The organism is Streptomyces sp. NPDC051109, from assembly GCF_044455885.1.
Lineage (GTDB): Bacteria > Actinomycetota > Actinomycetes > Streptomycetales > Streptomycetaceae > Streptomyces.
Genome location: NZ_JBITFF010000029.1, coordinates 38,396 through 62,317, shown reverse-complemented (window position 1 = coordinate 62,317; position 23,922 = coordinate 38,396). Strand labels below are relative to the sequence as shown.

Here is a 23,922-nt window from a genome sequence, read left to right as displayed (position 1 = left end):
CGGCTGGCTGCACACCTACAATCACCACCGCGGACACACCGCGCTCGCAGGCAAACCACCCGCCAGCCGCGTCCCCAACCTCACTGGGCAATACAGCTAGGGCCCTCCGGGGGGCGATCGCGACGTCCTGCGGGCGCTGCTGCCCAGCGGTGCGATCGGAAATCGCGGCCGGCTGGGCCGGGGCATGCGTGCCGCGCCGGTCGGCCGCCCGGGGCTGGAGCGCACCTGACCGGCGGCAGTTCCTGATGTTCGCCATACCGTTGATCGCCTACGCGCTGTGCGCAGCAGCCGGCGAGGGCAGCGGCTTCATCGGCGCCCGGGCCGCCGGTCCGGCCTTCGGCAGCCGACTGCGCGACACGCCGGCGGAGCGAGGCTCCCTCACCGACGGCACGGATCCCACATGGAGCACCGGGTTCAGCGAGCGGTTCGCGCTGCTGCTCGCATCGCTGAGCTTCCTGGCCTTCGGCGCGGTCATCCTGGGGCCGGCCCAAGACGCTGCGCGCCGAACCTGGCCTGCGGGAGAACGCACTCACGGGCGAAAGCACTCCCGGGGTGCGGGGCCGGGGTCGTTGACGACACGACGGGCGGGCCGGGAGCGCACCTTTCACCTCATTGTGCGGCAATAGCCCTCAAGGTGGCTGATCACGGCTGGTTAGGGGTACCACCCAGCATGATCACTGTTGGGGTCGAAGAAGAGTACTTGCTGGTCGACCCGGAGACCCTCCTTCCCACTCCCCTCGTGCAGGAGGTGCGCGCCACGGCCCGCCTGGCACCGATCGCGGAAGAGCGAGAAATCCAGGACGAGCTGCTGCAGGCCCAGATCGAAGTCGCCACCCCCGTATGCACGGCCCTTGAGGAGGTGGGAGGACATCTCCTGCGGTTGCGCCACGCGGTGGCCTCCGCCGCCCAGGCGAACGGCTGCCGCATCGCCGTCACTGCCACCTCGCCGGTCAAGGATGTCGTACCCGTGCCCATCACCAGCACGGCCAGATACGTGAAGATGCGGCAGGAGGCCCGGTTGCTGGTCGATGAGCAGCTGATCTGCGGGATGCATGTCCATGTGGGGGTGCCCGACCGCGAGACCGGAGTGGCCGTCCTGAACCGGATGCGCGTCTGGCTGCCGACGCTGCTGGCGATGTCAGCGAACGGACCGCTGTGGGACGGGCGGGACACCGGGTTCGCCAGCTGGCGCACGGTCGTCTTCGGCCGCTGGCCGGTCAGCGGCCCGCCACCGCATTTCGCGGGACTGGCGGACTACGAGGACCGGATCGATGCGCTGGTGAAACCGGGGGTGATCCCGGACCGGGGGCAGCTGTACTGGCAGGCCCGACTCTCCGAGCGCTACCCGACTGTTGAGGTGCGCTGCTGTGACGTGCAGCTGGAGGCGGACGACGCGGTGATGCTCGCCGGTATCGTCCGCGGGCTCGCCGCCACCGCGATGGCCGAGGAGAGGGCGGGAGTCGCTCTCGCGCCGTGCCGGCCGGAGCTGCTGCAGGCCGCGACGTGGCATGCCGCCAGACACGGCCTGGGCAGCACGCTGGTGAACCCTGCGGGCCGACTGGAAAGCGGCGGGGACGTGCTGTACGCGCTGCTCCAGCACATCGGCCCCGCCCTCGAGGAGAACGGTGATCACCGTGAGGTGACCTCGCTCGTCCACCGGCTGCTCCAGCGGGGGACGTCGGCCGACCGCCAGCGCCGCGCGCTTGCGGAAGCCGGCCTGCCGGCGGTCGGTGCCCTCATCACCGCAGAAGCCACTGGCTCCTGAAGCTCTTGACGGGCGGGGTCGAGGATCAAAGGGCGCTGGTTGGACCCGGCTCGCGGGCGGCCATCCGGTGCGGCCCCACAGGGCCACGGCCCGCACCGCACCGCCCGGCGCGGTTCGCGCCGGGCGGTGCGGGCCGGCACAGCCTGCGCCGATCCCTCCTGCCGAACTGAGCCGTCGAAACCGTCCGGGTCAGGTGCCGGTTTCGCACACGAGCGTCACCGGGAGCACAGCCGACGACACGCCCTGCTCCGATCCCTGTCGGGGCACCACCAGTTGGACCTTCACCGTGGGCCGCGGTTCGGTCGGGTTCGCACGGGCGGGGGCAGTGACGACGAATTCCGCGGTCTTGGAGGTCGGGCCGGTGAACTTCATCGTGCGCTCGGACCGCTTGCCCGTGTCCGGGTTAAACCACGCGATCCTGATGTCACCGGTTCCCGTGCCCGTGAGCGTGCCCTCGAAGGTCACGGGAGTCGCCTGGTTGCACTTGACCGTGGGGGTGTTGGGTTTGGTCGCGACCACGTCGGCATCAGTGATGTCGACGGTCACAGGGGCGGGCGCATCCTTACAGGGGATGGTGGAGTGACCTTGTCGCTTGATGGTGTAGGTCCCATCGCGCAGGTTCCTCACGGTGAGGCTGCCCTGCGGACTGACCGACGTTGTCGACGATCTGCCGCCGCCGACTCGTTGGATCGTGACCGTTTGCTTGGCGCGGAAGCCGGCGAGCGCCATGTTGACCCTGTCCGAAGAGCCGCTTACGGGAGTCAACTGGCATGACGGGGATGTGGGGACCTGCACGGCCGACGGGGCTGCCTGGGCCGCCATCGTCGGGGGCAGGGCCACCGCGGAAACCAGGAGTGGGGCGAGTAGTGCACAACGACGTTGCCGATTCATGCGCTTCCCTCCATGGCAGAGATCTGCCGGGGTGTGTACGGAATCGGGGATTGGGCTCGCCATGGCGGCTGATGCGACGTGTCGCGGCAAGAGGGGCGCGGCCGGCCAACCGGTCGGTCCGAGATCGGCGCTCGACGCCGGCTGTCCGCGAAAGCGGACGGGCTGACGGACCGTCATGGTGGCCCGCGGCGGCCTCGCGCCATGGGGCTCCTCTCCGAGAGTACCTGCCAACGCCTGCGGCGGCCTGTCAGGAGCACCCGAGGGCCGGGCCGGCCCGTACTCGGACGCCGATGCCCGGCTCCGGCGGGCTCCCGGTGGCCGAAGGCCCCGGCGCCGTCAGGACCGGTCCGGGGCCCGTCGTGCGGGACGGTCGCGCATGCGTCGCCCGCGATCCCCGCCTCTGCTCGTCACCGCACTCCTTGCGCCCTCGGGACGGGTCACCGCTCGCCCGCCCCCACGCGGCACGCCGACGCCTCCGGCGCCACGGTGCCGGAGGACTACGAGCGTCAGGCCTCGGTATGCCCATCTCGGGCCGTCACGTCCGCGACCGGACGTCCGGCGAGGACGCGTTCGAAGACCTCCGTGTGCGGTGCCGCTTGGACACCTCCACCACACCACACCGGAGGTCTTCGCCATGAGCACGACCCGGCGCCGTTGACGCCCGTGATCAATACACCTAGCCCTTGCAGAAGGTCTTGGCCGCCAGTTCGGCGCCCTTGTCGTAGCCGTTCTGCCAGTTCGGGTCGGGCTGTTCGGCGGTCTTGGGCTGGGTGGCCTGGCAGTTGGCCCTGATCTGTTGGAAGCCGAACTGGAAGCCCTTGTCGTACTCGGCCTTGGCGTTGTCCCCGTCGGTCTGATCCTTGCCCCCCGTCTGGGTACAGGGATAACTCTGGGACTGCGACCCGTACGGTACGGCGGCGTACGAGCCTGCCGGAAGGGCCGCTGCCTCGAACGTTCCCTCCGCCGTCGCGTCGACCGTGACCTCCTTCTTGCCGCTCGTCTCCTTGACGACGACCTTTCCGCCGAATCCCTTCCCCTTTACGTTGACGTGGTCGGCGGCGCCGGGGAACGGTTCCACGGTGCAGGTGGGGCCGTCCGATGGAGCGGCGGTGGCAGCGGCAATGGAGTAGGGACATAGGGCGACCGAGCAGGCGATCAGAGGGCTGAGGGCGACGAGACGGATGCGCCGGTTCATGGCTTGCCTCCATCGGTGGTCACGTGCAGAAGGTCGTAGCCGCGAACGCGGCGCCCCGGCGGCGGCGTAGCCCTTCTGCCGGTCGGAGTCGAGCGATTCCGGGGGACTGGGCTGGGTGGCCTGGCAGTTGACCCTGATCTGCTGGCGGCCTGAGCCCTGCTCGCCTTCGCGCGGAGGGCCCGATCGCCAGCCGGTCCTGCCGGGTGGCCGCGCATCACTCCTGGGGGCAGCGCCGCGATGTTCCCCTCCCACCGCGACCCGGCAGTCCCCCGGGGGTCGGCTCGTACATCTATTTGAGCAACACCTTCTTGTGGCCGGCGAAGCCGATACCGACCACCTCACCTCGTCGGCCGCTGTGGCGTCCTGCACCACGGTGCACGTGGGGACCGGGGCCCTCCCGCGGCGGCGGCCCAAAGGGGCTGCGGGCGACCGCGTCGGCGAGGTGAGGGCTGAGCGTCAATTCCTTCTCATGATCTCGCCCCGGTCGAGCGGTGTCGACCTGAGGACCGGAGCCCGGCCCTCAGGGAGGGGACGCCACACCTTCACCGGGCGGCCCGCCGCAAGATGCGCTCGCTTTCGGAGCGAACAGTCGACGCGCCCGGAGGGTCAGGCCTGCCGGAGAGCCGCGGCGGTTCCGGAATGGGGCCAGCTCCGTGCGGGTCGCCTTGCATTTGCCCATCGGCACGGTCGGGTGGTCAGCGGTCAGGCGGTCTGCGCCGCAAGCTCCGCGTTGGCGCGCTCGGTTACCAGGGAGAGGACGCGGCCGGCGGCAGCCAGGTCCGCGGCCGGTATCCCTCCCCAGATGCGAGCGCTGATGGGGGCGGTCTCCGCGCCGACGACCGCGATCAGCTCGCGCCCCGCATCCGTGGGGCGAAGGTGCGCACCGTCCACGACGAGCAGCTGCTTGGCCAGCAGCTCGTCGAGAGTGGCGCGGATGTCGGCCGGGTCGGCCTTGAGGGAGCCCTGGACCTCGACGACGAGGTCCTCCGCGGCCTTCGGGGTGTCGGCGGTGATGGCGGCGCGCAGGGCGATCTGCTGCTGGAACGTGATGCCGTGCCGGGCCAGGACGTGCTCCAGCACGCCGCGGGCGGCGTAGTGGGCCAGGCCGAGGGCGCGGGCGTCGGCGAAGGATGCGGTGGTGGTCATGGTGTTGCCCCCTGAGTGCTCTTGTCGTCCGGTACGGCTGGAGTGAGAGGTACGTCGAGCAGGGTCGTCAGGTCGTCGGTGAACGCGCGCGTACGCGGCGCGTCGAGGCCGCCGAGCGGCTCCAGCAACTGCTGAAGCAGTTCCTGGACCACCACGATGGCCTGCCGTGTGACGGCTTGGCCCTGCTCGGTGAGGGTGAGCTGCACGGCGCGCGGGTCGCGGGGGTCGCGCGTGCGCTCGATCAGGCCGGCCGACTCCAGGGCGCGCGCCAGTTTCGAGACGTACAGCGCCTCCAGGCCGGTGTGGTCGGCGAGTCGGCGCTGGCTGGGCCTCTCACCGGTGTGCTGCATGCCGTGCAGCGACGCGACCAGTACGTACTGCGCGTGGGTGAGACCCAGCGGAGCCACCGCACGATCGACTGCGACGCGCCACTTGTTGGCCAGCCGCCACACCAGGGAGCCGGGCGTTGGGCCCGGGGACATCTCGCTCATGCGAATAGAGTACATAGCTACTATGTCTATGGCTACTATTTTCGGCGGACGCCGTCCGTGCATCCGCGGCGGCCGCCGGCAGGTTCCAGGGTGTGCAGGGGGCAGGTGCCCGGCGCGGTCAGATGCCGCCGGTCCACGCCTCGGGGCCGCCCCCCTCCCACCGGATCGGCCCGTCCTCGGACAGATCCACATCCTCCAGACCGGCCCGGCGCAGGAACTCCGACACATCCCCGGGCGTAAACGCCCGGCCGAGGTCCGCGTCCACACCGAGCGCATGCACCGTGACCTTGCGCCCGCCCTGCGGCGACACCGGGTGGACCACTATCTCCGTCTGATCCGCCATACGTCCAGGGTGCGGCGGGCCAACCCGTACGGCATCCGGGACGCCTCACCACCATGCGTGCTGAACAGCAATGGAGTGACTCGCTCAGTCGGACTCCCATCCAACGGGTCGGCTTGCGGCTGTGCTCCGCTGGACTCTGCGGGTGCCGGGGCAAGGAGCGCTGCTATCCGGGCAACCTCCGGGCCACCCTCGCCGCTCAGGCCGGCCCCACGCCCCGGATCGTTCACGGGGTGGGCCGGCCACCGCCGGCCACCCCGTGAACCCGGTGCTCAGGGCCGGCTCCTCATCGGAGCCGGAGCGGTGTCACGTGGTCAGCGCTGCCGTGTCAGTAGCGCCGGCCGGTACGGCCATTGGCCGTAGTCGCCGCCGATGTTGGGGTTGCGTCCCTGGTAGAGGAATTGCAGGTTGCAGGGATCGACGGTGAAGGTCTGATCGGCGCTGGTGCGGATCAGTTCGCCATGGCTGATGTCGTTGGTCCAGGTGGCGCCACTGTTGGCCTTGCCGGCGAAGGGGTTGCTCTCGGTCGCGGCCTGGGGTGTCCATGAGCCGTTCAGAGCGGTGGCCGTGAACGAGCGGAAGTAGCGGCCCTGCGCGCCGATCGCCTCGACGATCATGAGGTAGCGGTCCTGGCCCTGGAGCTTGTAGACCTGAGGCGCTTCGAACAGGTTGTTCGTCGTATCGCTCATGATCGTTGTGTAGGTCGAGCCGAAACTGCTCGGGAAGTTCCCGATCGGCATGCTGGCCCGGTAGATCTTGCCGTTGTCACCGGCGAAGAACAGGTACATGTTCGTGCCGTCAGCGATGAGCGTCTGATCGATGGGACCTGTTCCGGAGCCGGTGATGGCTCCGGAGAAGAGCACCTGCTGCGAGGACCAGCCATTGGGGTTGGAGGGGTCGCTCGACGTCCGGTAGGAGAAGGCGCCCCCACCCCCCCACTGGTAGGCGAGCACCCAGATGTTCTTCGGCGCGAAGTAGAAGAGCGTGGGAGCGACGGCGGAGTTCGACATCGTGTTCTGGCTGGCCGAGGCCATATCGGACCAGTTGGTGAACGGGCCGAAGTTCATCGAGCCCCAGCCCGAGTCCGGTCCCGAGCCGTGCGTCGTCGCATAGACGAGGTTCTTGCCGTTGTAGGGGGCGACGGTGAAGTCCTTGAGCGAGGCCCACCCGGCCTTGGGCTGCGCCAGCGGGCCCGTGGAGGTCCAGCGGTACGTCGACGGAAGATCGCACGTGCCGGGGTTGCCGGCGCCGACCGGCACGAGCTGCCACTGCTGGTTGGTGCCGCCCCAGTCGTCGTACTGGACGATGTTCGCGTTGTCGGCGGTGGAGGCGCCTTGGACTTCGAGGGCCTTGTTGCTGTGGCGCGCGATGAACCTCACGTAGCCGTCCGAGCTGTCGGCCAGCCGCCACTGCTGGTTGGTGCCGTTCGCATCGGACCACTGGACGATCGAGGCACCGTTGGCGGTGGACCGGCCGGAGACGTCCAGCACCTTGCCGGAGTGGCGGGACTTGATGCGGTAGTAACCGTCTCCGGAGTCGACGAACTGCCACAGCTGCTGGTTCTGGTCGTTCCTGGTCCACTGGGTGATGCGCGCGCCGTCGTTGGTCGCCAGGTTGTAGACGTCCAGGGCCTTACCGCTGTTGCGGTTGACCAGCACGTACGACGCGTTGGGGTCGACGGTGGCCGCGGCGGCGGCGACGGCGGGCTGGGTACCGAGGAGAGCAGCCCCGAGCAGCAAGGACGAAAGGACCGCGAGGACGAGTCTCAGGACCCGTGGCGGATGGCGAAACCACATCAGAAGAGCTCCTTTGGGGGACGGGGGTGAGGTGACCCCGACGAACCGCCGAGCGGCCGCGCCAGGGGGTCGGGGACGGGATAGGTGTGAAGGCGGCCGCACATGCCGAAGCGTTGGTGCTGCGGGCACTCCAGTCGTGCCACTTCGCCGTGGGCCAGGTGAGAGAGGTCTCCGGCCTTCAGCCGCTCCAGCTGACGGCCGGTCGTGACGGCCGCGGCCAGGGGGCCGTCACGCCAGCGGAGCCGCCAGGCGTCCAGGAGTTCACTTTTCAGGCGGTGGGCCGCGATGTGGAACTCCTTGAGCCCGCCTTCGCGCAAGGCCAGGAAACCCTCGATTGCCAGGTCGCGGCGGCGGCGCGCTGCCGTGGAATGGTCGCCGGACAGCGCGGCCGCCTTCCGGTAGGCGTGGGGGTCGGCCAGCACAGGAGCAGGGAAGGTGAAGACGGCGTCTCCCGCCTCGGGGAGTCCGCTGTTCTGCATGAGCACCACGAGGCGCAGGCCGCCGTCGTTGACGAGGCGGTGGATCGTGCCGGGGGTGAACCAGACGACGTCGCCGGGGAGCAGCGGAGTGTCGGTGAAGGCGGAGGTGGTCAGGGTCTGGACGCTGCCCGCGCCGCCGATGACGACGTAGGCCTCGGAGCAGACGAGGTGCATGTGGGGCGTGCCGCCGCACAGCCCGTCGGCGGCCTCCCAGTCGTACACCGTCAACCCGGAGATCCCCACGCCGCCGGGGAGCGGGGTCACCACGGGTGTTCCGCGATATGGCGGGACAGGCGCCCGGGGGGCCATGCGCCGTCGGCGACGACGATCCGGTAGCGGCGCGACAGGGTGTCGCCCGGGGCCAGCGGCAGTTCCTCGTCGAATGCCAGAGACGGGTTCACGGCGGGAATGGGCTCACTGCGGACGAACCAGTGGCAGGGGGCGTCGGGATCGTCCAGGAACAGGAGAGTGGAGGAGCGGTCGACCTCGTCGTGCGTGCCGGTGAAGGCCAGCCAGTCGCCCTGTTCGCCCATCGCGGGGCCGATCACTTCGCCGCCGGTGAAGTCGCGCGGGCCCCGCCAGAACAGGCCGGAGTATCCGGCGAGCTTTCTGCCCTGCGTGCCGGGGCTGCCGAACATCAGGTCGGTGTCGCGGACGTTGGTCAGCGAGGTGGTGACGTCCAGGGTCCAGGAGTCGGCCCCGACGCCGTGTGCGGTCAGCGTGCGGCGCTCGTTGATCCAGTGCTCCCCCGCCATCGTGATCCAGGCCAGCGCTTCGGTGACCACGGCGCGGCCGGGGCCCGTTTCGGCGGACACGGTGAGGCTGCGCATCGTGCCGAGGTTCGGCAGGTCCACGTAGCCCTGGCCCCGCAGGTACGTGCCGCCGCCCCAGAAGTTCTGCCCCGACACCCACGACGCCGTGAGCTGGATGCCCTTGTGCCAGCGATGGTCGTGCGGCCGGTACCCGGTGACCACGTCGCCGGCCAGCGTGCGTACCGGATGCAGGTAGGGCTTCGGCGCCTCGAAGGGGTCCATGACCGGCCGGTGCACGTACCGGAAGAGGTCGACGCCGCGAGCCCGGACGGTCAGCGAGTCCTCCTTCTCGCGGAGTTCGAACGTCACCGGAACACCCCCGGGCGCCCTCCGTTGAGCGAACCGTAGAACGGGTCGGCCGCGTCGATCTCTCCACGCCGGACCGGCAGGCCGGTGATCGCGGCCTTGTACAAGGCGGTGACCAGTTCCATCGTGGGCCTGCCGAGACCGGGCCGGATCCCCGCCTCGTAGTCGTCCAGGAAGGCCGCGAGCTGCGCGGTGTGCGAGCTGGGCACGTCGTCCGGCGGCTCCCACTCCGCGCCCGGCGACCTCGCGGTGAAGGTCCAGTCCGCGTTGGAGTAGCCGTACAGGTGTCGCAGCTCGACCGTGGCGTCGGTGAGATCGAAGCGCAGGTAGCTCTCCTCGCGGGGGGAGAGGACGCTGTTGACGACCGTCGCAATGGCTCCGTTGTCGAACCGGACCAGGGCCGCGGACACGTCCTCGGTCTGGACTTCGCGCGCGAGGCGGCCGGCCATCGCGCGTACCTCGGTCCATTCGCCGAGCACCGCGAGCATCAGGTCCATCTGGTGGATGCCGTGGCCCAGGGTCGGGCCGCCGCCCTCGCTCTCCCAGGTGCCGCGCCAGGGCACCTCGTAGTAGGCGTCGTCGCGGTACCACGCCGTGACGCACTGCGCGACGAGCGGACGGCCCAGGGTCCCGGCCGTGATCCGGTCGCGCAGGTACCGGGCCCCCGAGCCGTACCTGTGCTGGAACACCGCGCCCGCGAGGGCGGGCCCCTCGGCGCGGCGGATCCGGTCGAGCTCGGCCAGCGACCGGGCCACCGGCTTCTCGCACCATACCCACGCCTGCGACTCCAGGCAGGCCACGGCCTGTTCGGCGTGCAGGAACGGAGGCGTGCACAGGTGCACGAGGTCCGGACTCTGCTCCTTGAGCATCGTGTGCAGGTCGGTGTAGACCGCGGGGATGCCGTGTTCGGCCGCGAACGCCTCGGCGCGCACGGCGTCCACGTCGACGGCTGCCACGATCCGGACCCGGTGCGCCTGCGCGCGGAGGGCCGGAACGTGGCAGATGCCCGCGATCCCGCCCGTTCCGACGATCGCCGTCCTGATCATCCGCCCAGCACCTCCTTGATCGAGTGGTAGGCGGGCTTGGGCAGCAGGTTCTCGTCGTAGGGCAGCGCTGCGCCCTCGCCGGGGAAGACGGAGGGGATCCACGAGTACTTGTCCGTGTAGTCCCAGATGGTGACGCCGACGCACTTCTTGACCGCCAGGCAGGCCTTGACGTAGTCGGCGTACCAGGCGGCCTGGGTGGCGAGCTTTCCCGGGGTCGCGGGGAGGGTCATCCGGATGTCGAGCTCGGTGACCGCGACGTCGACCCCGAGGTCGGCGAAGCGCTGCATGTTCTGCTGGACGTCGCGGGGGAAGCCGTACTGGAGCGCCAGGTGGCCCTGGATGCCGAAGCCCTCCACCGGGACCCCGTCGGCCTTCAACTGCTTGATCAGGGTGTAGTAGGCGTCGCTCTTGGGGCCTGTGCCGTCGACGTTGTAGTCATTGAGGTACAGCTTGGCGTGCCGGTCGGCCTCGTGGGCCCAGCGCAGGGCGTCGGCGATGTAGCCGGGGCCGAGCGTCTTGTAGAAGAGCGATTCGCGGTAGGTGCCGTCCTCGTTGAAGGCCTCGTTGACGACGTCCCAGTGGATCACCTGGCCCTTGAAGTGCCGGACCTCCGTCTGGATGTGGTTCTTGAGGATGGCGCGCAGCTCGTCGGCGCTCCAGGTGCCCTCGGTGAGCCATGCGGGGAGCTGGTTGTGCCAGATGAGGGTGTGGCCGCGGACCTTCTGGTGGTGGGCCTTGGCGAACGCGACGACCTTGTCGGCGTCGGTGAAGTCGAAGACGCCGCGCTCGGGCTCGGTGGCGTACCACTTCATGGCGTTGCCGGGGGTGGTCTGGCCGAATTCGCTGCCGAGGAGCTTCAGGTAGGCGGCGTCGGTGAACTCGGGGTTGTCGGTGGCGGAGCCGAAGTACTTGTGGTGCTTCGCGGCCAGTTCGCCGAGCGTCCTGGGACGGGGCTCGGCCGCTGCGGGCGCTGCGGCGAGACCGGCCGAGAGGCAGAGGGCTGCGGCCAGAGTGGTGAGGATCCGGGGTATGCGAACGGACATGGGAAGGGACATGGCGGGCTGCTCCTCGGGGTGCGGGCGGTTCAGTCGAGGACGATCGTGGTCAGCGCGCGCGGGGCGAGCGTCGCCGTGAGGGTCGTGCCATGTGTGGAGACGATGTCGGCCGGGGTGATCGAGCGGGTCCCGTCGGTGACGTAGCCGTCGGGGTTCCGGTCATGCCCGCCGTGAAGGGAGAATTGGGCGGAGCTTGCGGTGGTCGCGGTGTTGAGGATTTCGATCACGCGGCTGCCGTCGGTGTTGCGGAAGGCCGTGATCTGCAGTGCCGGTTCCGCGTTCGTGACCGGCACGCGGACGGCACCGGGGCGGATGAAGCGGCTGAAGGCGGCCAGGGCCCAGTACCGCTTGGACACCCGGTAGTCGTCACCGGGATTGGCGAGCTGGATGAGCCCCCGGGTCGCGCCGAGGGACGCTCCGGTCCAGTAGACGTAGGCACTGGCGTTGCCGACGGTCAGGGTGTTCTGGATGTCGGCCGCGACGGCGAGACCGTCGTAGCCGCTGCCGTCGTCCCAGTTCTCGTTCCAGGTGGCGCCGTCCGGCGACCATTCCGACATCCACACGCGCTTGTCGGTCGGCTGCGGGACCGCGGTCGGACCGCTGTAGCGGTGGCCGGTGATGGTCCGCACGGACTTGCCGGCGGCGGGGTCGGCCTCGACGGCCTCGGTGTAGGCCACCTGCCGGTCCCAGCCCGCGGCGTCGCAGCAGGCCAGCTCGGTCTTCAATCCGGTTGCGCGAACGGTCGGCCCGAGCACTTTGAGGAAGTCGACGGCCTGCTGCGGGGTGAACCGCATCGAGGCGTAGGTCGCCGTCCAGTCGGGTTCGTTGGTGAATCCCAGGTCGGTGATCCCGATGCCTTCCTGCCGGTAGAACTTCGCATACTGGACGAGGTAGTTGGCGTAGGCCTGACGCCATTCGGGCAGTAGCTCGCCGCCGCCGTTCTCGCTTCCGTTGGTCTTCATGAAGGCCGGGGCGCTCCAGGCGTCGGCGTAGAACCGTTTGACGCCGTAGGCCTTGGCCTCCTTGGCGAGCCACACCTGGCCGCCGTCCCATCCATCCCAGACGTACTTCGGCGTGGCGTCCGGCCCGCCGGGATCGGCCGGCAGGATCGTCGGCATGTGGTCGTAGACCCTGTCGGTCGACGACCCGATGCCCAGGCGCAGGATCGAAAGGCCCGCGCCCTTGTCCCTGCTGAGCAGCAGGTCGAGCACTTCGCGCTGCTTGGCCGGGCTGAGGCCGCGCGCGCCGTGCAGCAGGTCGGCCCGCTGGAAGGCCATCGAGAAGCCGAACCCGTCGATGGGCTGGAGCGCTGTGCGGAAGTCGACGCCGTTTCGCGCGGGGGCGGCCACAGCCTGCGATGTTAGCGCTAACAAAATGGGGACTGCCAGTGCGATCAGGCGTTTCACATTCACTCCTCGGGGGTGGAGGTCGCGCGGGACGGGTCAGCCCTTGGTGGCGCCCGCGGTGAGGCCGCCGATCAGCTGCCGCTCGGCGACGGCGTAGAACGCGAGGGCGGGGACCATGGCGAGCACGATGTAGGCGAGGACGAGCGCGTAGTCGGTCGAGTACTGGCCCTGGAACTGCTGGACTCCGACCGGGATGGTCTGCCATTTCGGGTCGTTGAACACCAGCAGCGGCAGGAAGAAGTTGTTCCAGCTCGCCACGATCGCCAGCACCGACACCGTGCCGAGCGCCGGACGCGCCATCGGCAGGAGGATCTTCCAGAAGAAGCGGAACTTGCCGCAGCCGTCCATGATGGCCGCCTCCTCGACCTCCGCCGGGATGGTCCGGAAGAAGCCGCGCAGGATGATGATCGTCATGGGGAGCCCGAAGGCCGCCTGCGGGAGGATCACACCGAGCGGGTTGTCGAGCAGGTCGAAGTTGCGCAGCAGCAGGAACAACGGCAGGACGGCCACGGCGAACGGGAACATCAGCCCGATCGTGAACAGCGTGTAGAACAGCTCCCTGCCCCGGAAGGCGTAGCGGGCCAGCACGAACGCCGCCATCGCGGACGCCGCCACGGTGCAGCACGTCGTGCCGATCGCGATGCCCGCGCTGTTGGCGATCTGCCGCCAGAACATGCCGTCGCCGAGAATGCCGGTGTAGTTGCCGGTCTTCCAGTGCTCCGGCAGCCCGAACGGGTTGGTCGTCAGCTCGCCGGTGTTCTTGAACCCGGAGATCACCGCGTAGACCAGCGGCACGACGACGAACGCGCCGATCAGCCAGACCACGGCGTGCAGCGACAGGCCGCGTGCCGTCCTGCGGGCGTTCATCGGCCACCTCCGGAGGTGACGGCCCCGCTCAGGTCACGGCGGAGCACGTAACGCTGGTAGAAGAGGGAGAAGACCAGGCTGATCATGAACAGCACCACGCTGATCGCACTGGCATAGCCGACCTGGTAGCGCTTGAACCCGAACTGGAACATCGAGATCGCCATCGTCTCGGAGGAGTGGTTGGGCCCGCCCGCCGTCATGACCCACACCAGGTCGAAGAGCTGGATGGCCCCGATGATCGAAAGGAAGGCGCTGATCCGGATCGTCGGGCCGAGCAGCGGAAGCGTCACGTGCCGGAAGCGCTGCCATACGCCGGCGCCGTCGATGGAGGCGGCTTCGAGGATCTCGCCCGGGATGCTCTGCAGTCCGGCGAGGAAGAGCATCATGTGGAAGCCGAAGTACTTCCAGGTCATGACCACGAACAGGGTCGGCATGACGGTCGAGGGATCGGCCAGCCACTTGCCCCGCAGCCCCTCCAGGCCGAGGGCGCCGGCGAGGTGGTCGGCCATGCCGGCACCGGGAAGGAAGATCATCGTGAAGAGGACCGCCGTGACCACCTCGGACAGGACGTACGGCGCGAAGAACAGCATCCGGTAGACGGCCCGGCCGCGCAGCCGCTGGTTGAGCAGGACCGCGGTGAACAGCGCGAACGGCAACTGCACCGTGATCGACAGGGCGATCAGGTACAGCCCGCGCTCCAGATCGCCGAGGAAGACCTGGTCGTCGAACAGCTTGGCGTAGTTCTCGAAGCCGACGAAGTCGTCCATGGGGCCGGTCCCGCCCCACTTGAAGAAGCCCGTGTAGACGGCGACGGCGATCGGGGCGAGGACGAAGACGAGGAAGAGGACCAGAGCCGGGAGGAGGAACCAGGCGAGCGACGCCCAGCCTCCCAACCCGCGCAGGAGCGTCCGCGCCGGGGCGGGCGGGCCCACCGGCAGGGCGTCCCGCGTCCGCTCCTTGGTCAGGGTGGGCACAGAGCTAGGCACCCTTCGCAGCCTCGGTGATCGACTTGGTGACCTGCTCGGGCGTCTTCTTGCCCGCTATGAGGTCGGCGACGCTGTCGTTGACCTCCTGGCCGACCGCAGGCGGGTAGGCCTGGTCGAGGAAGAGCTGGAAGCCCGTCGCCTTGACCAGGCTGTCGGCCACCACCTTCCGGTTGGCGTCGGTGAGCTGGCTCTCGGCGCCCTTGACCACCGGCAGGTAGCCGTTGGAGGCCAGCAGCTCGGACTCGTTCTCCAGTACGAAGAACTTCAGGAAGTCCAGCGCCTCTTTCGGGGCGCCCTTGCGCAGCGCGAAGCCGCCGCCACCGCCGAACACCTCGGTGGCCTGGCCGACGCCGCCGTCGACCGTCGGGAAGGGGAAGAAGCCCAGGTCCGCTCCGAGGTCAGCGCCCGCGTCCTTCTGTACCGACGGTGCCCACTGCCCCATCAGCTCCATGGCGGCCTTGCCGCTGCCCATGGTCGCGGCCTGACCTCCGGGGGTGGAGTAGCCGGCGCCGAGGAAGCCCGTCTGGAAGGGCTGGAGGTCGACCAGCTCCTTGAGGTGGGTGCCCGCCCGGACGAAGCCGGCGCCGGTGAAGTCCTTGGTCGTCGCGGCCTGCTGCAGCGCGGGGAGGCCTGCGACGCGCATCGCGAGGTAGGCCCAGTAGTAGTGGCCCGGCCATTTCTCCTTGCCCGCGAGGGCGATCGGGGTGATGCCCGCGGCCTTGAGCTTCTTGACGTCTTCGAGAAGCTCGGCCCAGGTGGCCGGCGGGGCGGTGATCCCGGCCTCGGCGAAGAGCTTCTTGTTGTACCAGAAGCCGACCATGCCGACGTCGTAGGGCACCCCGTAGGTCCGGCCGTCGAACTGATAGGCCTGCAGCGAGACCGGGGTCAGGTCGGACGACCAGCCGAACGCCTCGGTGAGGTCCTCGACCAGCCCCGCGTCGACCTGCTGCCGCAGGACGCCGCCGCCCCAGGTCTGGAACACGTCCGGGAGCTTGCCCGACGAAGTGTTGGCCGTCAGCTTGGACTTGAACGCCTCGTTCTCCAACGAGGTCGTCTTGATCGCGATGTTCGGGTGGGCGGCCGTGAACGCCGAGGAGATCTGCGGGAACAGGGACTTGCCCGGTTCCGTCGTGGCGATGTTCCACCACGCGAAGGTCACCTTGCCGTCGGCCGCCGGCCCCGAGCCGGAGTCCCCGCCGCCGCAGGCGGCGGTCAGAGAGACGGACAGAACGGTCAGGCCCGAGAGCGCGAGGAAGCTTCGTCGACTCGGGGGTGTGCTGGCCATGGGACCTCCGGGGTGGTGAATGCCGGCTCGGTTCGGTGCGGTTCGGTTCGAAAATCTTTCGTAACTTTCTCGAATTCGTGCTGCCACAAACTAGGAACGTGAAGCCCCCCGGTCAACCCTTCTCACCGAATTCCCTTTGACAGCAGTCCTCTTGGAGCTTGACAACCAGGTCGCGACGACCGGAAACTCTTCGAAAGTTTGCGATATCCATCGCCAACCCAAGGCATCCGCGCGGAGGAGAGAAGTTGAGCGAGCAGCGCCCGACCCTGGCCGTCATCGCCGCTGAGGCAGGGGTCTCCCAGGCCACCGTGTCCAAGGTGGTCAACGGCCGCTCCGACGTCGCACCCGCGACACGCGAACGGATCGAGGGCCTGCTGCGCTCCCACAACTACCTCCACCCCGGCGCGCAGGCCAGGGCCCGCAGGTCCGGCCTGGTAGACCTGATCATCGGCGGCCTGGACAGCGCGTGGGCGGTGGAGATACTGCGGGGCGTCGAGGCCGAGTGCGCCCAGCGGAGCGTCGGCACCGTCGTGTCGCTCGTCCCGCCGGGCGAGGCCACGCCTTCGAGCTGGGCCGCCCTGCCGGTCCTGCACCACAGCGACGGCGTCATCCTCGTCACCGCCTCGGTCACCCAGGCCCAGCGCGCCCAGGTCGAACAGGCCGGGGTGGCACTCGTCGTCATCGACCCGATCGACCTGCCGGGCAACGGTGTGCCGAGCATCGGCGCGACCAACTGGGCGGGGGGCCTCGCCGCCACGGAGCACCTGCTGGAGCTGGGGCACCGCCGGATCGCCGCGATCGGCGGGCGCAAGGAGATGCTCTGCAGCCAGGCCCGCATCGACGGGTACCGCGCCGCGCTGGAGCGGGCCGGGATCGAGGTCGACCGCGACCTGATCCGGTTCGGCGACTTCCAGCACGAGGGCGGGTTCCAGCGCGCCCGGGAACTGCTCTCCCTCCCCGAGCCGCCGACCGCCGTCTTCGCCGGCAGCGACCAGCAGGCGATGGGCGTCTACGAAGCCGCCCGGCAGGGCGGACTGAGCATCCCGCAGGACCTCAGCGTGGTCGGCTTCGACGACCTGCCGATGTGCGAGTGGCTGTCCCCGCCACTGACGACGGTGCGCCAGCCGCTGGAGGAGATGGGCCGGCTCGCCGCCCGAACGCTCTTCCAGCTCCTGGACGGCCAGCCCCTGGTCAGCCCCCGTATGGAGCTCTCGACCGAGCTCAAGGTCCGCCTCTCCACCGCCCCGCCCCGTTCCTAGGAGAACTCCTTGACCGAGCCCTGGCGTGACCCCCTCATGCCCGTGTCCATACGGGTCGCCGATCTGCTGAAACGGATGACGCTGGAGGAGAAGGCGGGTCAGCTCGCCGGCTTCTGGGCGCTGCCCTCGGAGCCGGGCGCCCCGGTCGCGCCGATGGAGGACGATTCCGGCGAGTCCGCGCCCGGCCTCGACGACATCGCCGCCCACGGCCTCGGCCAGCTCACCCGGGTGTACGGCACCGCGCCGACCACCGCGGAAGCCGGGATGGAGCGGCTCGCCTCGCTCCAGCGGAAGGTGACCGGATCCGGCCGGTTCGGGATACCGGCGGTCGCTCACGAGGAGTGCCTGACCGGGTTCATGACGTTCGGGGCGACGGTCTTCCCCGGGCCGCTGGCCTGGGGCGCCTCCTTCGATCCCGGACTCGTGCGCCAGATGGCCGCCGCCATCGGCGCGGGTATGCGACGGGTCGGCGTACACCAGGGGCTGGCTCCGGTGCTCGACGTGGTCCGCGACTACCGGTGGGGCAGGACCGAGGAGTGCATCGGCGAGGATCCCTATCTCGTCGGAGCGATCGGCACCGCCTATGTGCAGGGCTTGGAGGGCGCCGGGATCGTGGCGACGCTCAAGCACTTCGCCGGGTACTCGGCCTCGCGCGGCGGCCGGAACATGGCCCCCGTCGCCGCGGGACCGCGCGAGTTCGCGGACGTACTGATCGAGCCTTTCGTACGGGCACTGCGCGAGGGAGGCGCCCGGTCGGTGATGAACAGTTACACCGACGTGGACGGCGTCCCCGTGGCCGCCGACGAACGGCTTCTGACCGAGCTGCTCCGGGGTGAGCTGGGGTTCGGCGGTGTGGTCGTCGCCGATTACTACGCCGTCTCCTTCCTGGAGACCCGGCACGGCGTCACCGGATCGCGGGGCGCGGCCGGAGCGCTGGCGCTGACCGCCGGAATCGACGTCGAGCTGCCCACGGCCCGCTGCTACGGCGAGCCGCTGACCGAACTCGTGCGGGCGGGAAGCGTACCCGAGGAGCTCGTCGACCGGGCCGCGGAACGGGTCCTGCTCCAGAAGGCCGAGCTCGGCCTGCTCGATCCCGATTGGGAACCCGTCAAACCCGAGCACGTCGACCTCGACCCGCCGGAGAACCGGGCACTGGCCAGGCTCCTGGCCGAACGGTCCACCGTGCTGCTCGCCAACGACGGCATCCTGCCGCTGCGGCCGTGCCGGGTCGCGATCAGTGGGCCTTACGCCGACGACCCCCAGTTCTTCCTCGGCTGCTACTCCTTCCCCAACCACGTCGCGCTGCCCGGCGACCTCGGGCTGGAGATCCCGACGCTCGGCGAGGCGCTCACCGCTGCCGGGTTCACGGTCACCGCGGACGATCCGGACGTGAACCTGCTCCTGCTCGGGGACCGGGCCGGCATGTTCGGCCGGGGCACCTCCGGAGAGGGCTGCGACGCCGAGACCCTCGACCTGCCCGGCGGCCAGGCCGCACTCGCCTCCGCCGTCCTGGACTCCGAGGTGCCGACCGTCCTGGTCCTCGTCTCCGGACGGCCCTACGCGCTCGGCACGCTGGCCGAGCGCGCATCCGCCGTGGTGCAGTCCTTCTTCCCCGGCGAGGAGGGCGGGACGGCGCTGGCCCGGATCATCAGCGGTGCCGCGGAACCGTCCGGGCGACTGCCCGTCTCCATCCCACGCCGGGTCGGCGGCCAGCCCGGCACCTACCTGCACGCCAGGCTCGGCGGGCACACCGACTGGAGCTCGGTGGACCCGACCCCGCTGTTCCCCTTCGGTCACGGCCTGAGCTGGACCAGCTTCACCTGCTCGGAGCTGTCGGTGGATCCCGTCGCCGCGACGGACGGGGCCGTCGCCGTTTCGGTCACCGCACGCAACGTCGGCGAGGTGACCGGGACCGAGGTGGTCCAGCTGTACCTCTCCGACCCCGTGGCGTCCGTCGTCCGGCCGCAGCGGTGGCTCGCCGGATTCGCCAGGGTCGAACTGCGGCCGGGCGCGGCCGCCCGGATCACCTTCTCCGTCCATGCCGACCGGACCTCCTTCACCGGGCTCGACCTGCGCAGAAGAGTGGAGCCCGGGGAGATCGGCGTGGCCGTCGGCCGGTCCAGCGGCGATCTTCCGCTCCAGGGCTCCTTCACTCTGGAGGGCCCCGTACGCCACCCTGCGGCCGACCGGGTGCTGTCCGTGCCGGTCGAGATCGTCCCGGTTCCATGAGCAGGTTCTTCGGCGATCCCGTGCTGCCCGGGTTCCGGCCCGACCCGTCCGTCTGCCGAGTGGGGGCGGACTACTACCTGGTGACGTCCAGCTTCGAATGGTTCCCCGGCCTTCCCGTGTTCCACAGCCACGATCTCGTGACCTGGCGGCGCATCGGCTCCGCGCTCGACCGGCCGTCCCAGCTCGACCTCGGCGGGTGCGAGCCCTCTCGGGGTCTGTTCGCACCGACGATCCGGCACCATGACGGGGTCTTCCATCTCGTCTGCACGCTGATGGACGGCCCCGGCCATTTCGTCGTCACGGCGACCGACCCGGCGGGGCCGTGGTCGGAGCCCCACTGGTTGGACGGTGAGGGCTTCGATCCGTCCCTGTTCTTCGACGACGGGCTGGAGGACGGCCATGGCGACGGCGACGGCGACGGCGAGGGCGAGGGTTACCGGGCCGAGGACGGCGACGGCCGGGCCTGGTTCACCGCCGCACGAGTCGTGGACGAAGCCGCGGGCCGCACCGAGATCTGGATGCGCGAATACCTTCCCCGCGAACGACGTCTCACGGGACCGGAGTACGTCCTGTGGTCGGGAAGCCACCCCGGTGCCCGGTGGTCGGAGGCCCCGCACCTCTACAAGACCGGCGGCACCTATCTGCTGCTCACCGCCGAGGGCGGAACCGATGTGGACCACAGCGTGGTGGCCGCCCGCGCCGACCGCGTGACCGGCCCCTACGAGGGCGCCCCCGGCAACCCGGTGCTACCGCCCGCCAAGGGCCCGGTCACCTGCACCGGGCACGCCGACCTCGTCCAAACCCCGAACGGCGACTGGCGGGCCGTCCTCCTGGGCGTCCGCCCCGGCTCCGCCCTCGGCCGCGAGACCTTCCTCAGCCGGATCACCTGGGGCGACGGCTGGCCGGTCTTCTCCCCCGTCGACCACACCGACCTCCGCCGCCCCGTCCACGACGACTTCGCCACGCTCTCCGCGGATTGGAGCAGCCTGCGCACCCCACCCGGGCGGTTCTGGACCGCCGGCGACGGGCTCCGCCTCCAGCTCCGCCCTGAACGCCTCAGCGAGCGCACCACCCCGTCCCTCCTGGCCCGCCCCCAGGAACAACCCGACTGCGACGTCTCCACCGAGCTGCACTTCACCCCCGCCGCACCGGAGGAACAGGCGGGCCTCGCCGTGGTCCTCGACGACGACACCCATCTCCTCTTCCTCCGCACCGCGGACGGACTCAGCCTCCGCCGCGGGCCCGAGGTCCTGGCCGGCGTTCCCGTCCCCCCGGGCCCCATTCGCCTCGGGGTCCGCGTCCGCGGATTCAGCCACACCTTCGCCCACGCGGCACCCGACGGAGCGTGGCAGGACCTGACCACCGTCGAAGCCACCTTCCTCACCCCGCTGTTCACCAGCGTCCAGCTCGGCCTCTACGCCACCTCCAACGGCCACCCCTCCAGCAACCAGGCCCACTTCACGCGGTTCGAGATCACGTACCCGAGCCCACAGGAAACGCCGGGCGGGCGCTGACACCGCCGATGCTCGCGGGCAGGTGGCAGTCAGCTTCCGCCGCCTGCCAGTTCGCACTCCGCCTCCCGCCCGGCCGACCCCGTTGACCTCGGTTTTCGTGGTCGCGATGCACCTCGCCGGAGCGGATCGGCTGGCTGGACCAGCTGCGCGCCGTGTGCGGGACGGCCTTGTCGCCGCCGCCCGTCGAAAGTATTGACACGTCAATTGTTAGCGTTAACACTCGTGCGCAGCGGGCGGCCGCCGCACCGACCTCGCTGCTGCCTGCCGAAGCCCGAGCCCTTGTGCGCGGCACCCGCATCCCCCCACGGACCATGGAGTTCGCCATGCCGGTTCCGCCCTTCAGTCGCCGCTCCGTGATCAAGGCGACCGGTGTCGCGGCCGTAGCCGCAGCTGTCGGCCCCGTACTGAACACCGTCTCCGCGGCGGCGCAGACGCCTCCGGTCAGATCCGACATCGGAGTGTCGGCGTTCCCGTTCGACCTGGGCCAGGTCCGGCTCACCAGCAGCCGCTGGCTCGACAATCAGAACCGCACCCTGGCCTATCTCCGCTTCATCGACGTCGACCGCCTGCTGTACAACTTCCGCTCCAACCACCGGCTCTCCACCAACGCCGCGGCCCCGACCGGAGGATGGGACGACCCGGCGTTCCCCTTCCGCACCCATGTGCAGGGCCACTTCCTCACGGCATGGGCCCAGGCCTACGCCGCGGTCGGGGACACCACCTGCCGCGACAAGGCCGACCGCATGGTGGCCGAACTCGCCAAGTGCCAAGCCAACAACGCCACCGCGGGCTTCTCCGCCGGCTACCTGTCGGGCTTTCCCGAGGCCGATTTCACCCATCTCGAAGCAGGCACGCTGAAGAACGGGAACGTCCCGTACTACTGCGTCCACAAGACCATGGCCGGTCTGCTCGACGTGTGGCGCCTCATCGGCAACACCCAGGCCCGCGACGTGCTCCTCGCACTCGCCGACTGGGTCGACCGGCGCACCGCCGCGCTCAGCCGGAGCACGATGCAGTCGTTGATGGGCGTCGAGTTCGGCGGCATGAACGAGGTTTTGGCCGACCTCCACCAACAGACCGGCGATCCACGCTGGTTGACCGCCGCCCAGCGGTTCGACCATGCGGCGGTCTTCGACCCCCTCGCCGCGAACCTGGACCAACTGAACGGTCTGCACGCCAATACGCAGGTGCCCAAGTGGGTCGGAGCCGTCCGCGAGTACAAGGCCACCGGGACGACCCGCTACCGCGACATCGCCGCCAACGCGTGGACGATCTGCACCACCTCGCACACCTACGCCATCGGCGGCAACAGCCAGGCGGAACACTTCAGGGCCCCCAACGCCATCTCAGGCTTCCTCGTCGCCGACACCTGCGAGCTCTGCAACTCGTACAACATGCTCAAGCTGACCCGAGAACTGTGGCAGCTGGACCCCAGCCGGGCGTCGTACTTCGACTTCTACGAGAAGGCCCTGCTCAACCACGTCATCGGCGCCCAGAACCCGGCCGACCCGCACGGGCACGTCACCTACTTCACCCCCCTCAACCCGGGCGGCCGCCGAGGCAAGGGCCCCGCGTGGGGCGGCGGCACCTGGAGCACCGACTACGACACGTTCTGGTGCTGCCAGGGAACGGGCATCGAGTCCCACACGAAGCTGATGGACTCCGTCTACTTCCACGACGGCGGCACCACCCTCACCGTGAACCTGTTCCTGCCCTCCGTCCTGGACTGGACCCGGCGAGGCATCACCGTCACCCAGACCACCGCCTACCCGGCCGACGACACCACGACGCTGAAGGTCACCGGCGGCGTCGGCGGGACCTGGTCGATGCGCGTCCGCATCCCCGGATGGACTTCGGGCGCCACCCTCAGCGTCAACGGCGTCGCCCAGAGCGTCACAGCCAGTCCGGGCACCTACGCCACGCTCACCCGGTCCTGGGCCTCCGGCGATACCGTCACCGTGAAGCTCCCCATGCGCGTGGCCCTCCAGGCCGCCAACGACAGCCCCGGTGTCGCGGCGGTCACCTACGGCCCCGCCGTCCTCGCCGGCAACTACGGCAGCGCCAAACCGTCCTCCCTCCCGGCCCTGGACCCCTCGTCGATCACCCGGACCAGCAGCACCGCCCTCGCCTTCACGGCCACCGCCGACGGGACGAAGGTCGACCTCGGCCCCTTCCACGACGCCCAGGGCTTCAACTACACCGTCTACTGGCGGACCGACACCCCCGGCTTCCGTCTCGTCAACGCGGCCAGCGGACTCGTCCTCGGCATCCGTGACATGTCCACCGCCGACGGGGGCCTGGCTCTGCAGTGGGCCGACTCCGGCACCGCCGACCACGACTGGCTCCTCCTCGTCGACGGCACCGCACTGCGGCTGCGCAACCTCAACAGCGGCAAGGTCCTCGGCGTGAAGGACATGTCCACCGCCGACAACGCCCCGATCCTCCAGTGGTCCGACACCGGCACCGCCGACCACCGGTGGACCGTCGTCGACGCCGGCAACGGCTACCACAAGCTTCGAAACGTGCACACCGGCAAGCTGCTCGGCATCGAAGGCGGCGCCACCGCCAACGGCGCCGCAGCCGTACAGGTGCCCGACACCGGAGCCGCCGCCAGCCAGTGGCAGTTCGTCCCCGACGGCGCCAGGCGCATCCAGAACGTCGCCAGCGGGCGGGTACTCGGTGTGCGGGACATGTCCACCGCCGATGGCGGCCTTGCGGTCCAGTGGGACGACAACGGCACCGCCGACCACCTCTGGACGGCCGTCGTCGACACCGGCGGCCACCTGCGCCTGCGCAACTCCCACAGCGGCAAGGTCCTCGCCGTGGAGAACGGCGGCACCGCCAACGGCGCCCGGATCGTCCAGTGGGCGGACAACGGCACCGCCGACCACCGGTGGCGCCTGCGCCACGGCGGCGGCGACACCTTCAAGATCCAGTGCGCCAACAGCGGCCGCGTCCTCGGCCTCTCCGGCGCCTCCAACGCCCAGGGAGCACAGGCCGTCCTCTGGGACGACAACGGCACCAACGACCACCTGTGGCGATTCATCTGACCCC

20 protein-coding genes are annotated in these 23,922 nt (G+C 69.9%); 6 read left to right on the top strand and 14 right to left on the bottom strand.

Annotated features, from left to right (window positions below):
- Positions 1 to 245: 245 nt before the first annotated feature.
- Positions 246 to 626 carry a hypothetical protein gene (locus ACIBAD_RS33760; protein WP_398910607.1) on the top strand — a complete coding sequence of 127 codons (381 nt, stop codon included), beginning with the start codon at positions 246 to 248 and terminating at the stop codon, positions 624 to 626.
- 44 nt (positions 627 to 670) lie between these two features.
- The gene (locus ACIBAD_RS33755; protein WP_134073922.1) at positions 671 to 1,765 is read left to right on the top strand and encodes a glutamate--cysteine ligase; all 1,095 of its coding nucleotides are present in this window, start codon (positions 671 to 673) and stop codon (positions 1,763 to 1,765) included.
- 189 nt (positions 1,766 to 1,954) lie between these two features.
- Here ACIBAD_RS33755 and ACIBAD_RS33750 read toward each other — a convergent pair whose 3' ends face one another.
- The 14 genes from ACIBAD_RS33750 to ACIBAD_RS33685 form a co-directional block, all read right to left on the bottom strand.
- A complete protein-coding gene (locus ACIBAD_RS33750) occupies positions 1,955 to 2,494 on the bottom strand; it encodes a hypothetical protein (protein WP_134067394.1) in 540 nt (179 codons plus the stop codon).
- Between the two features lie 838 nt (positions 2,495 to 3,332).
- Positions 3,333 to 3,851, bottom strand: a complete 519-nt coding sequence (locus tag ACIBAD_RS33745; protein WP_134067396.1) for a hypothetical protein — start codon at positions 3,849 to 3,851, stop codon at positions 3,333 to 3,335.
- A gap of 702 nt (positions 3,852 to 4,553) precedes the next feature.
- Positions 4,554 to 4,997 carry a MarR family transcriptional regulator gene (locus ACIBAD_RS33740; protein ID WP_398910604.1) on the bottom strand — a complete coding sequence of 148 codons (444 nt, stop codon included), beginning with the start codon at positions 4,995 to 4,997 and terminating at the stop codon, positions 4,554 to 4,556.
- A complete protein-coding gene (locus ACIBAD_RS33735) occupies positions 4,994 to 5,488 on the bottom strand; it encodes a MarR family transcriptional regulator (RefSeq protein WP_134067400.1) in 495 nt (164 codons plus the stop codon). Before ACIBAD_RS33735 ends, ACIBAD_RS33740 begins: the two co-directional genes overlap by 4 nt.
- A 118-nt stretch (positions 5,489 to 5,606) precedes the next feature.
- The gene (locus tag ACIBAD_RS33730) at positions 5,607 to 5,831 is read right to left on the bottom strand and encodes a hypothetical protein (protein WP_134067402.1); all 225 of its coding nucleotides are present in this window, start codon (positions 5,829 to 5,831) and stop codon (positions 5,607 to 5,609) included.
- Between the two features lie 311 nt (positions 5,832 to 6,142).
- Positions 6,143 to 7,624, bottom strand: coding sequence for a non-reducing end alpha-L-arabinofuranosidase family hydrolase (locus ACIBAD_RS33725; protein WP_134067404.1), 1,482 nt, complete (start codon positions 7,622 to 7,624; stop codon positions 6,143 to 6,145).
- On the bottom strand, positions 7,624 to 8,412 hold the full coding sequence (locus ACIBAD_RS33720) for a cupin domain-containing protein (RefSeq protein ID WP_134067406.1): 789 nt from the start codon (positions 8,410 to 8,412) through the stop codon (positions 7,624 to 7,626). Before ACIBAD_RS33720 ends, ACIBAD_RS33725 begins: the two co-directional genes overlap by 1 nt.
- Complete coding sequence (locus ACIBAD_RS33715) at positions 8,364 to 9,224, bottom strand: PmoA family protein (protein WP_134067408.1); 861 nt, start codon at positions 9,222 to 9,224, stop codon at positions 8,364 to 8,366. Before ACIBAD_RS33715 ends, ACIBAD_RS33720 begins: the two co-directional genes overlap by 49 nt.
- The gene (locus ACIBAD_RS33710) at positions 9,221 to 10,267 is read right to left on the bottom strand and encodes a Gfo/Idh/MocA family protein (protein WP_398910600.1); all 1,047 of its coding nucleotides are present in this window, start codon (positions 10,265 to 10,267) and stop codon (positions 9,221 to 9,223) included. Before ACIBAD_RS33710 ends, ACIBAD_RS33715 begins: the two co-directional genes overlap by 4 nt.
- The gene (locus ACIBAD_RS33705) at positions 10,264 to 11,322 is read right to left on the bottom strand and encodes an endo-1,4-beta-xylanase (protein ID WP_398910598.1); all 1,059 of its coding nucleotides are present in this window, start codon (positions 11,320 to 11,322) and stop codon (positions 10,264 to 10,266) included. The genes ACIBAD_RS33710 and ACIBAD_RS33705 overlap by 4 nt, the downstream gene beginning before the upstream one ends.
- A gap of 29 nt (positions 11,323 to 11,351) precedes the next feature.
- Positions 11,352 to 12,728, bottom strand: coding sequence for a glycoside hydrolase (locus ACIBAD_RS33700; protein WP_134067414.1), 1,377 nt, complete (start codon positions 12,726 to 12,728; stop codon positions 11,352 to 11,354).
- Positions 12,729 to 12,764: 36 nt separating this feature from the next.
- The gene (locus ACIBAD_RS33695; protein ID WP_398910596.1) at positions 12,765 to 13,595 is read right to left on the bottom strand and encodes a carbohydrate ABC transporter permease; all 831 of its coding nucleotides are present in this window, start codon (positions 13,593 to 13,595) and stop codon (positions 12,765 to 12,767) included.
- A complete protein-coding gene (locus ACIBAD_RS33690; protein ID WP_398910594.1) occupies positions 13,592 to 14,581 on the bottom strand; it encodes a carbohydrate ABC transporter permease in 990 nt (329 codons plus the stop codon). The genes ACIBAD_RS33695 and ACIBAD_RS33690 overlap by 4 nt, the downstream gene beginning before the upstream one ends.
- Positions 14,574 to 15,866: an extracellular solute-binding protein gene (locus ACIBAD_RS33685; RefSeq protein ID WP_134067420.1), complete on the bottom strand. Its 1,293-nt coding sequence runs from the start codon at positions 15,864 to 15,866 to the stop codon at positions 14,574 to 14,576. Before ACIBAD_RS33685 ends, ACIBAD_RS33690 begins: the two co-directional genes overlap by 8 nt.
- A gap of 245 nt (positions 15,867 to 16,111) precedes the next feature.
- Between ACIBAD_RS33685 and ACIBAD_RS33680 the strand changes: the two genes are divergently transcribed.
- From ACIBAD_RS33680 to ACIBAD_RS33665, 4 genes are all read left to right on the top strand, one after another.
- Positions 16,112 to 17,125 carry a LacI family DNA-binding transcriptional regulator gene (locus tag ACIBAD_RS33680; protein WP_398910591.1) on the top strand — a complete coding sequence of 338 codons (1,014 nt, stop codon included), beginning with the start codon at positions 16,112 to 16,114 and terminating at the stop codon, positions 17,123 to 17,125.
- A gap of 9 nt (positions 17,126 to 17,134) precedes the next feature.
- Positions 17,135 to 19,354: a glycoside hydrolase family 3 N-terminal domain-containing protein gene (locus tag ACIBAD_RS33675; RefSeq protein WP_398910589.1), complete on the top strand. Its 2,220-nt coding sequence runs from the start codon at positions 17,135 to 17,137 to the stop codon at positions 19,352 to 19,354.
- On the top strand, positions 19,351 to 20,868 hold the full coding sequence (locus ACIBAD_RS33670) for a glycoside hydrolase family 43 protein (protein ID WP_398910587.1): 1,518 nt from the start codon (positions 19,351 to 19,353) through the stop codon (positions 20,866 to 20,868). Before ACIBAD_RS33675 ends, ACIBAD_RS33670 begins: the two co-directional genes overlap by 4 nt.
- 323 nt (positions 20,869 to 21,191) lie before the next feature.
- Entirely contained in the window at positions 21,192 to 23,918 is a 2,727-nt protein-coding gene (locus ACIBAD_RS33665) for a beta-L-arabinofuranosidase domain-containing protein (RefSeq protein ID WP_398910585.1), read from the top strand.
- Positions 23,919 to 23,922 lie beyond the last annotated feature (4 nt).

Coding starts and splice junctions, on each gene's coding strand:
- ACIBAD_RS33760 (WP_398910607.1), top strand. CDS start 246: ATGTTCGCCATACCGTTGATCGCCTACGCGCTGTGCGCAGCAGCCGGC.
- ACIBAD_RS33665 (WP_398910585.1), top strand. CDS start 21,192: ATGCCGGTTCCGCCCTTCAGTCGCCGCTCCGTGATCAAGGCGACCGGT.
- ACIBAD_RS33710 (WP_398910600.1), bottom strand. CDS start 10,267: ATGATCAGGACGGCGATCGTCGGAACGGGCGGGATCGCGGGCATCTGC.
- ACIBAD_RS33750 (WP_134067394.1), bottom strand. CDS start 2,494: ATGGCGCTCGCCGGCTTCCGCGCCAAGCAAACGGTCACGATCCAACGA.
- ACIBAD_RS33730 (WP_134067402.1), bottom strand. CDS start 5,831: ATGGCGGATCAGACGGAGATAGTGGTCCACCCGGTGTCGCCGCAGGGC.
- ACIBAD_RS33740 (WP_398910604.1), bottom strand. CDS start 4,997: ATGACCACCACCGCATCCTTCGCCGACGCCCGCGCCCTCGGCCTGGCC.
- ACIBAD_RS33685 (WP_134067420.1), bottom strand. CDS start 15,866: ATGGCCAGCACACCCCCGAGTCGACGAAGCTTCCTCGCGCTCTCGGGC.
- ACIBAD_RS33725 (WP_134067404.1), bottom strand. CDS start 7,624: ATGTGGTTTCGCCATCCGCCACGGGTCCTGAGACTCGTCCTCGCGGTC.
- ACIBAD_RS33755 (WP_134073922.1), top strand. CDS start 671: ATGATCACTGTTGGGGTCGAAGAAGAGTACTTGCTGGTCGACCCGGAG.
- ACIBAD_RS33745 (WP_134067396.1), bottom strand. CDS start 3,851: ATGAACCGGCGCATCCGTCTCGTCGCCCTCAGCCCTCTGATCGCCTGC.
- ACIBAD_RS33670 (WP_398910587.1), top strand. CDS start 19,351: ATGAGCAGGTTCTTCGGCGATCCCGTGCTGCCCGGGTTCCGGCCCGAC.
- ACIBAD_RS33695 (WP_398910596.1), bottom strand. CDS start 13,595: ATGAACGCCCGCAGGACGGCACGCGGCCTGTCGCTGCACGCCGTGGTC.
- ACIBAD_RS33705 (WP_398910598.1), bottom strand. CDS start 11,322: ATGTCCCTTCCCATGTCCGTTCGCATACCCCGGATCCTCACCACTCTG.
- ACIBAD_RS33720 (WP_134067406.1), bottom strand. CDS start 8,412: ATGGCCCCCCGGGCGCCTGTCCCGCCATATCGCGGAACACCCGTGGTG.
- ACIBAD_RS33735 (WP_134067400.1), bottom strand. CDS start 5,488: ATGAGCGAGATGTCCCCGGGCCCAACGCCCGGCTCCCTGGTGTGGCGG.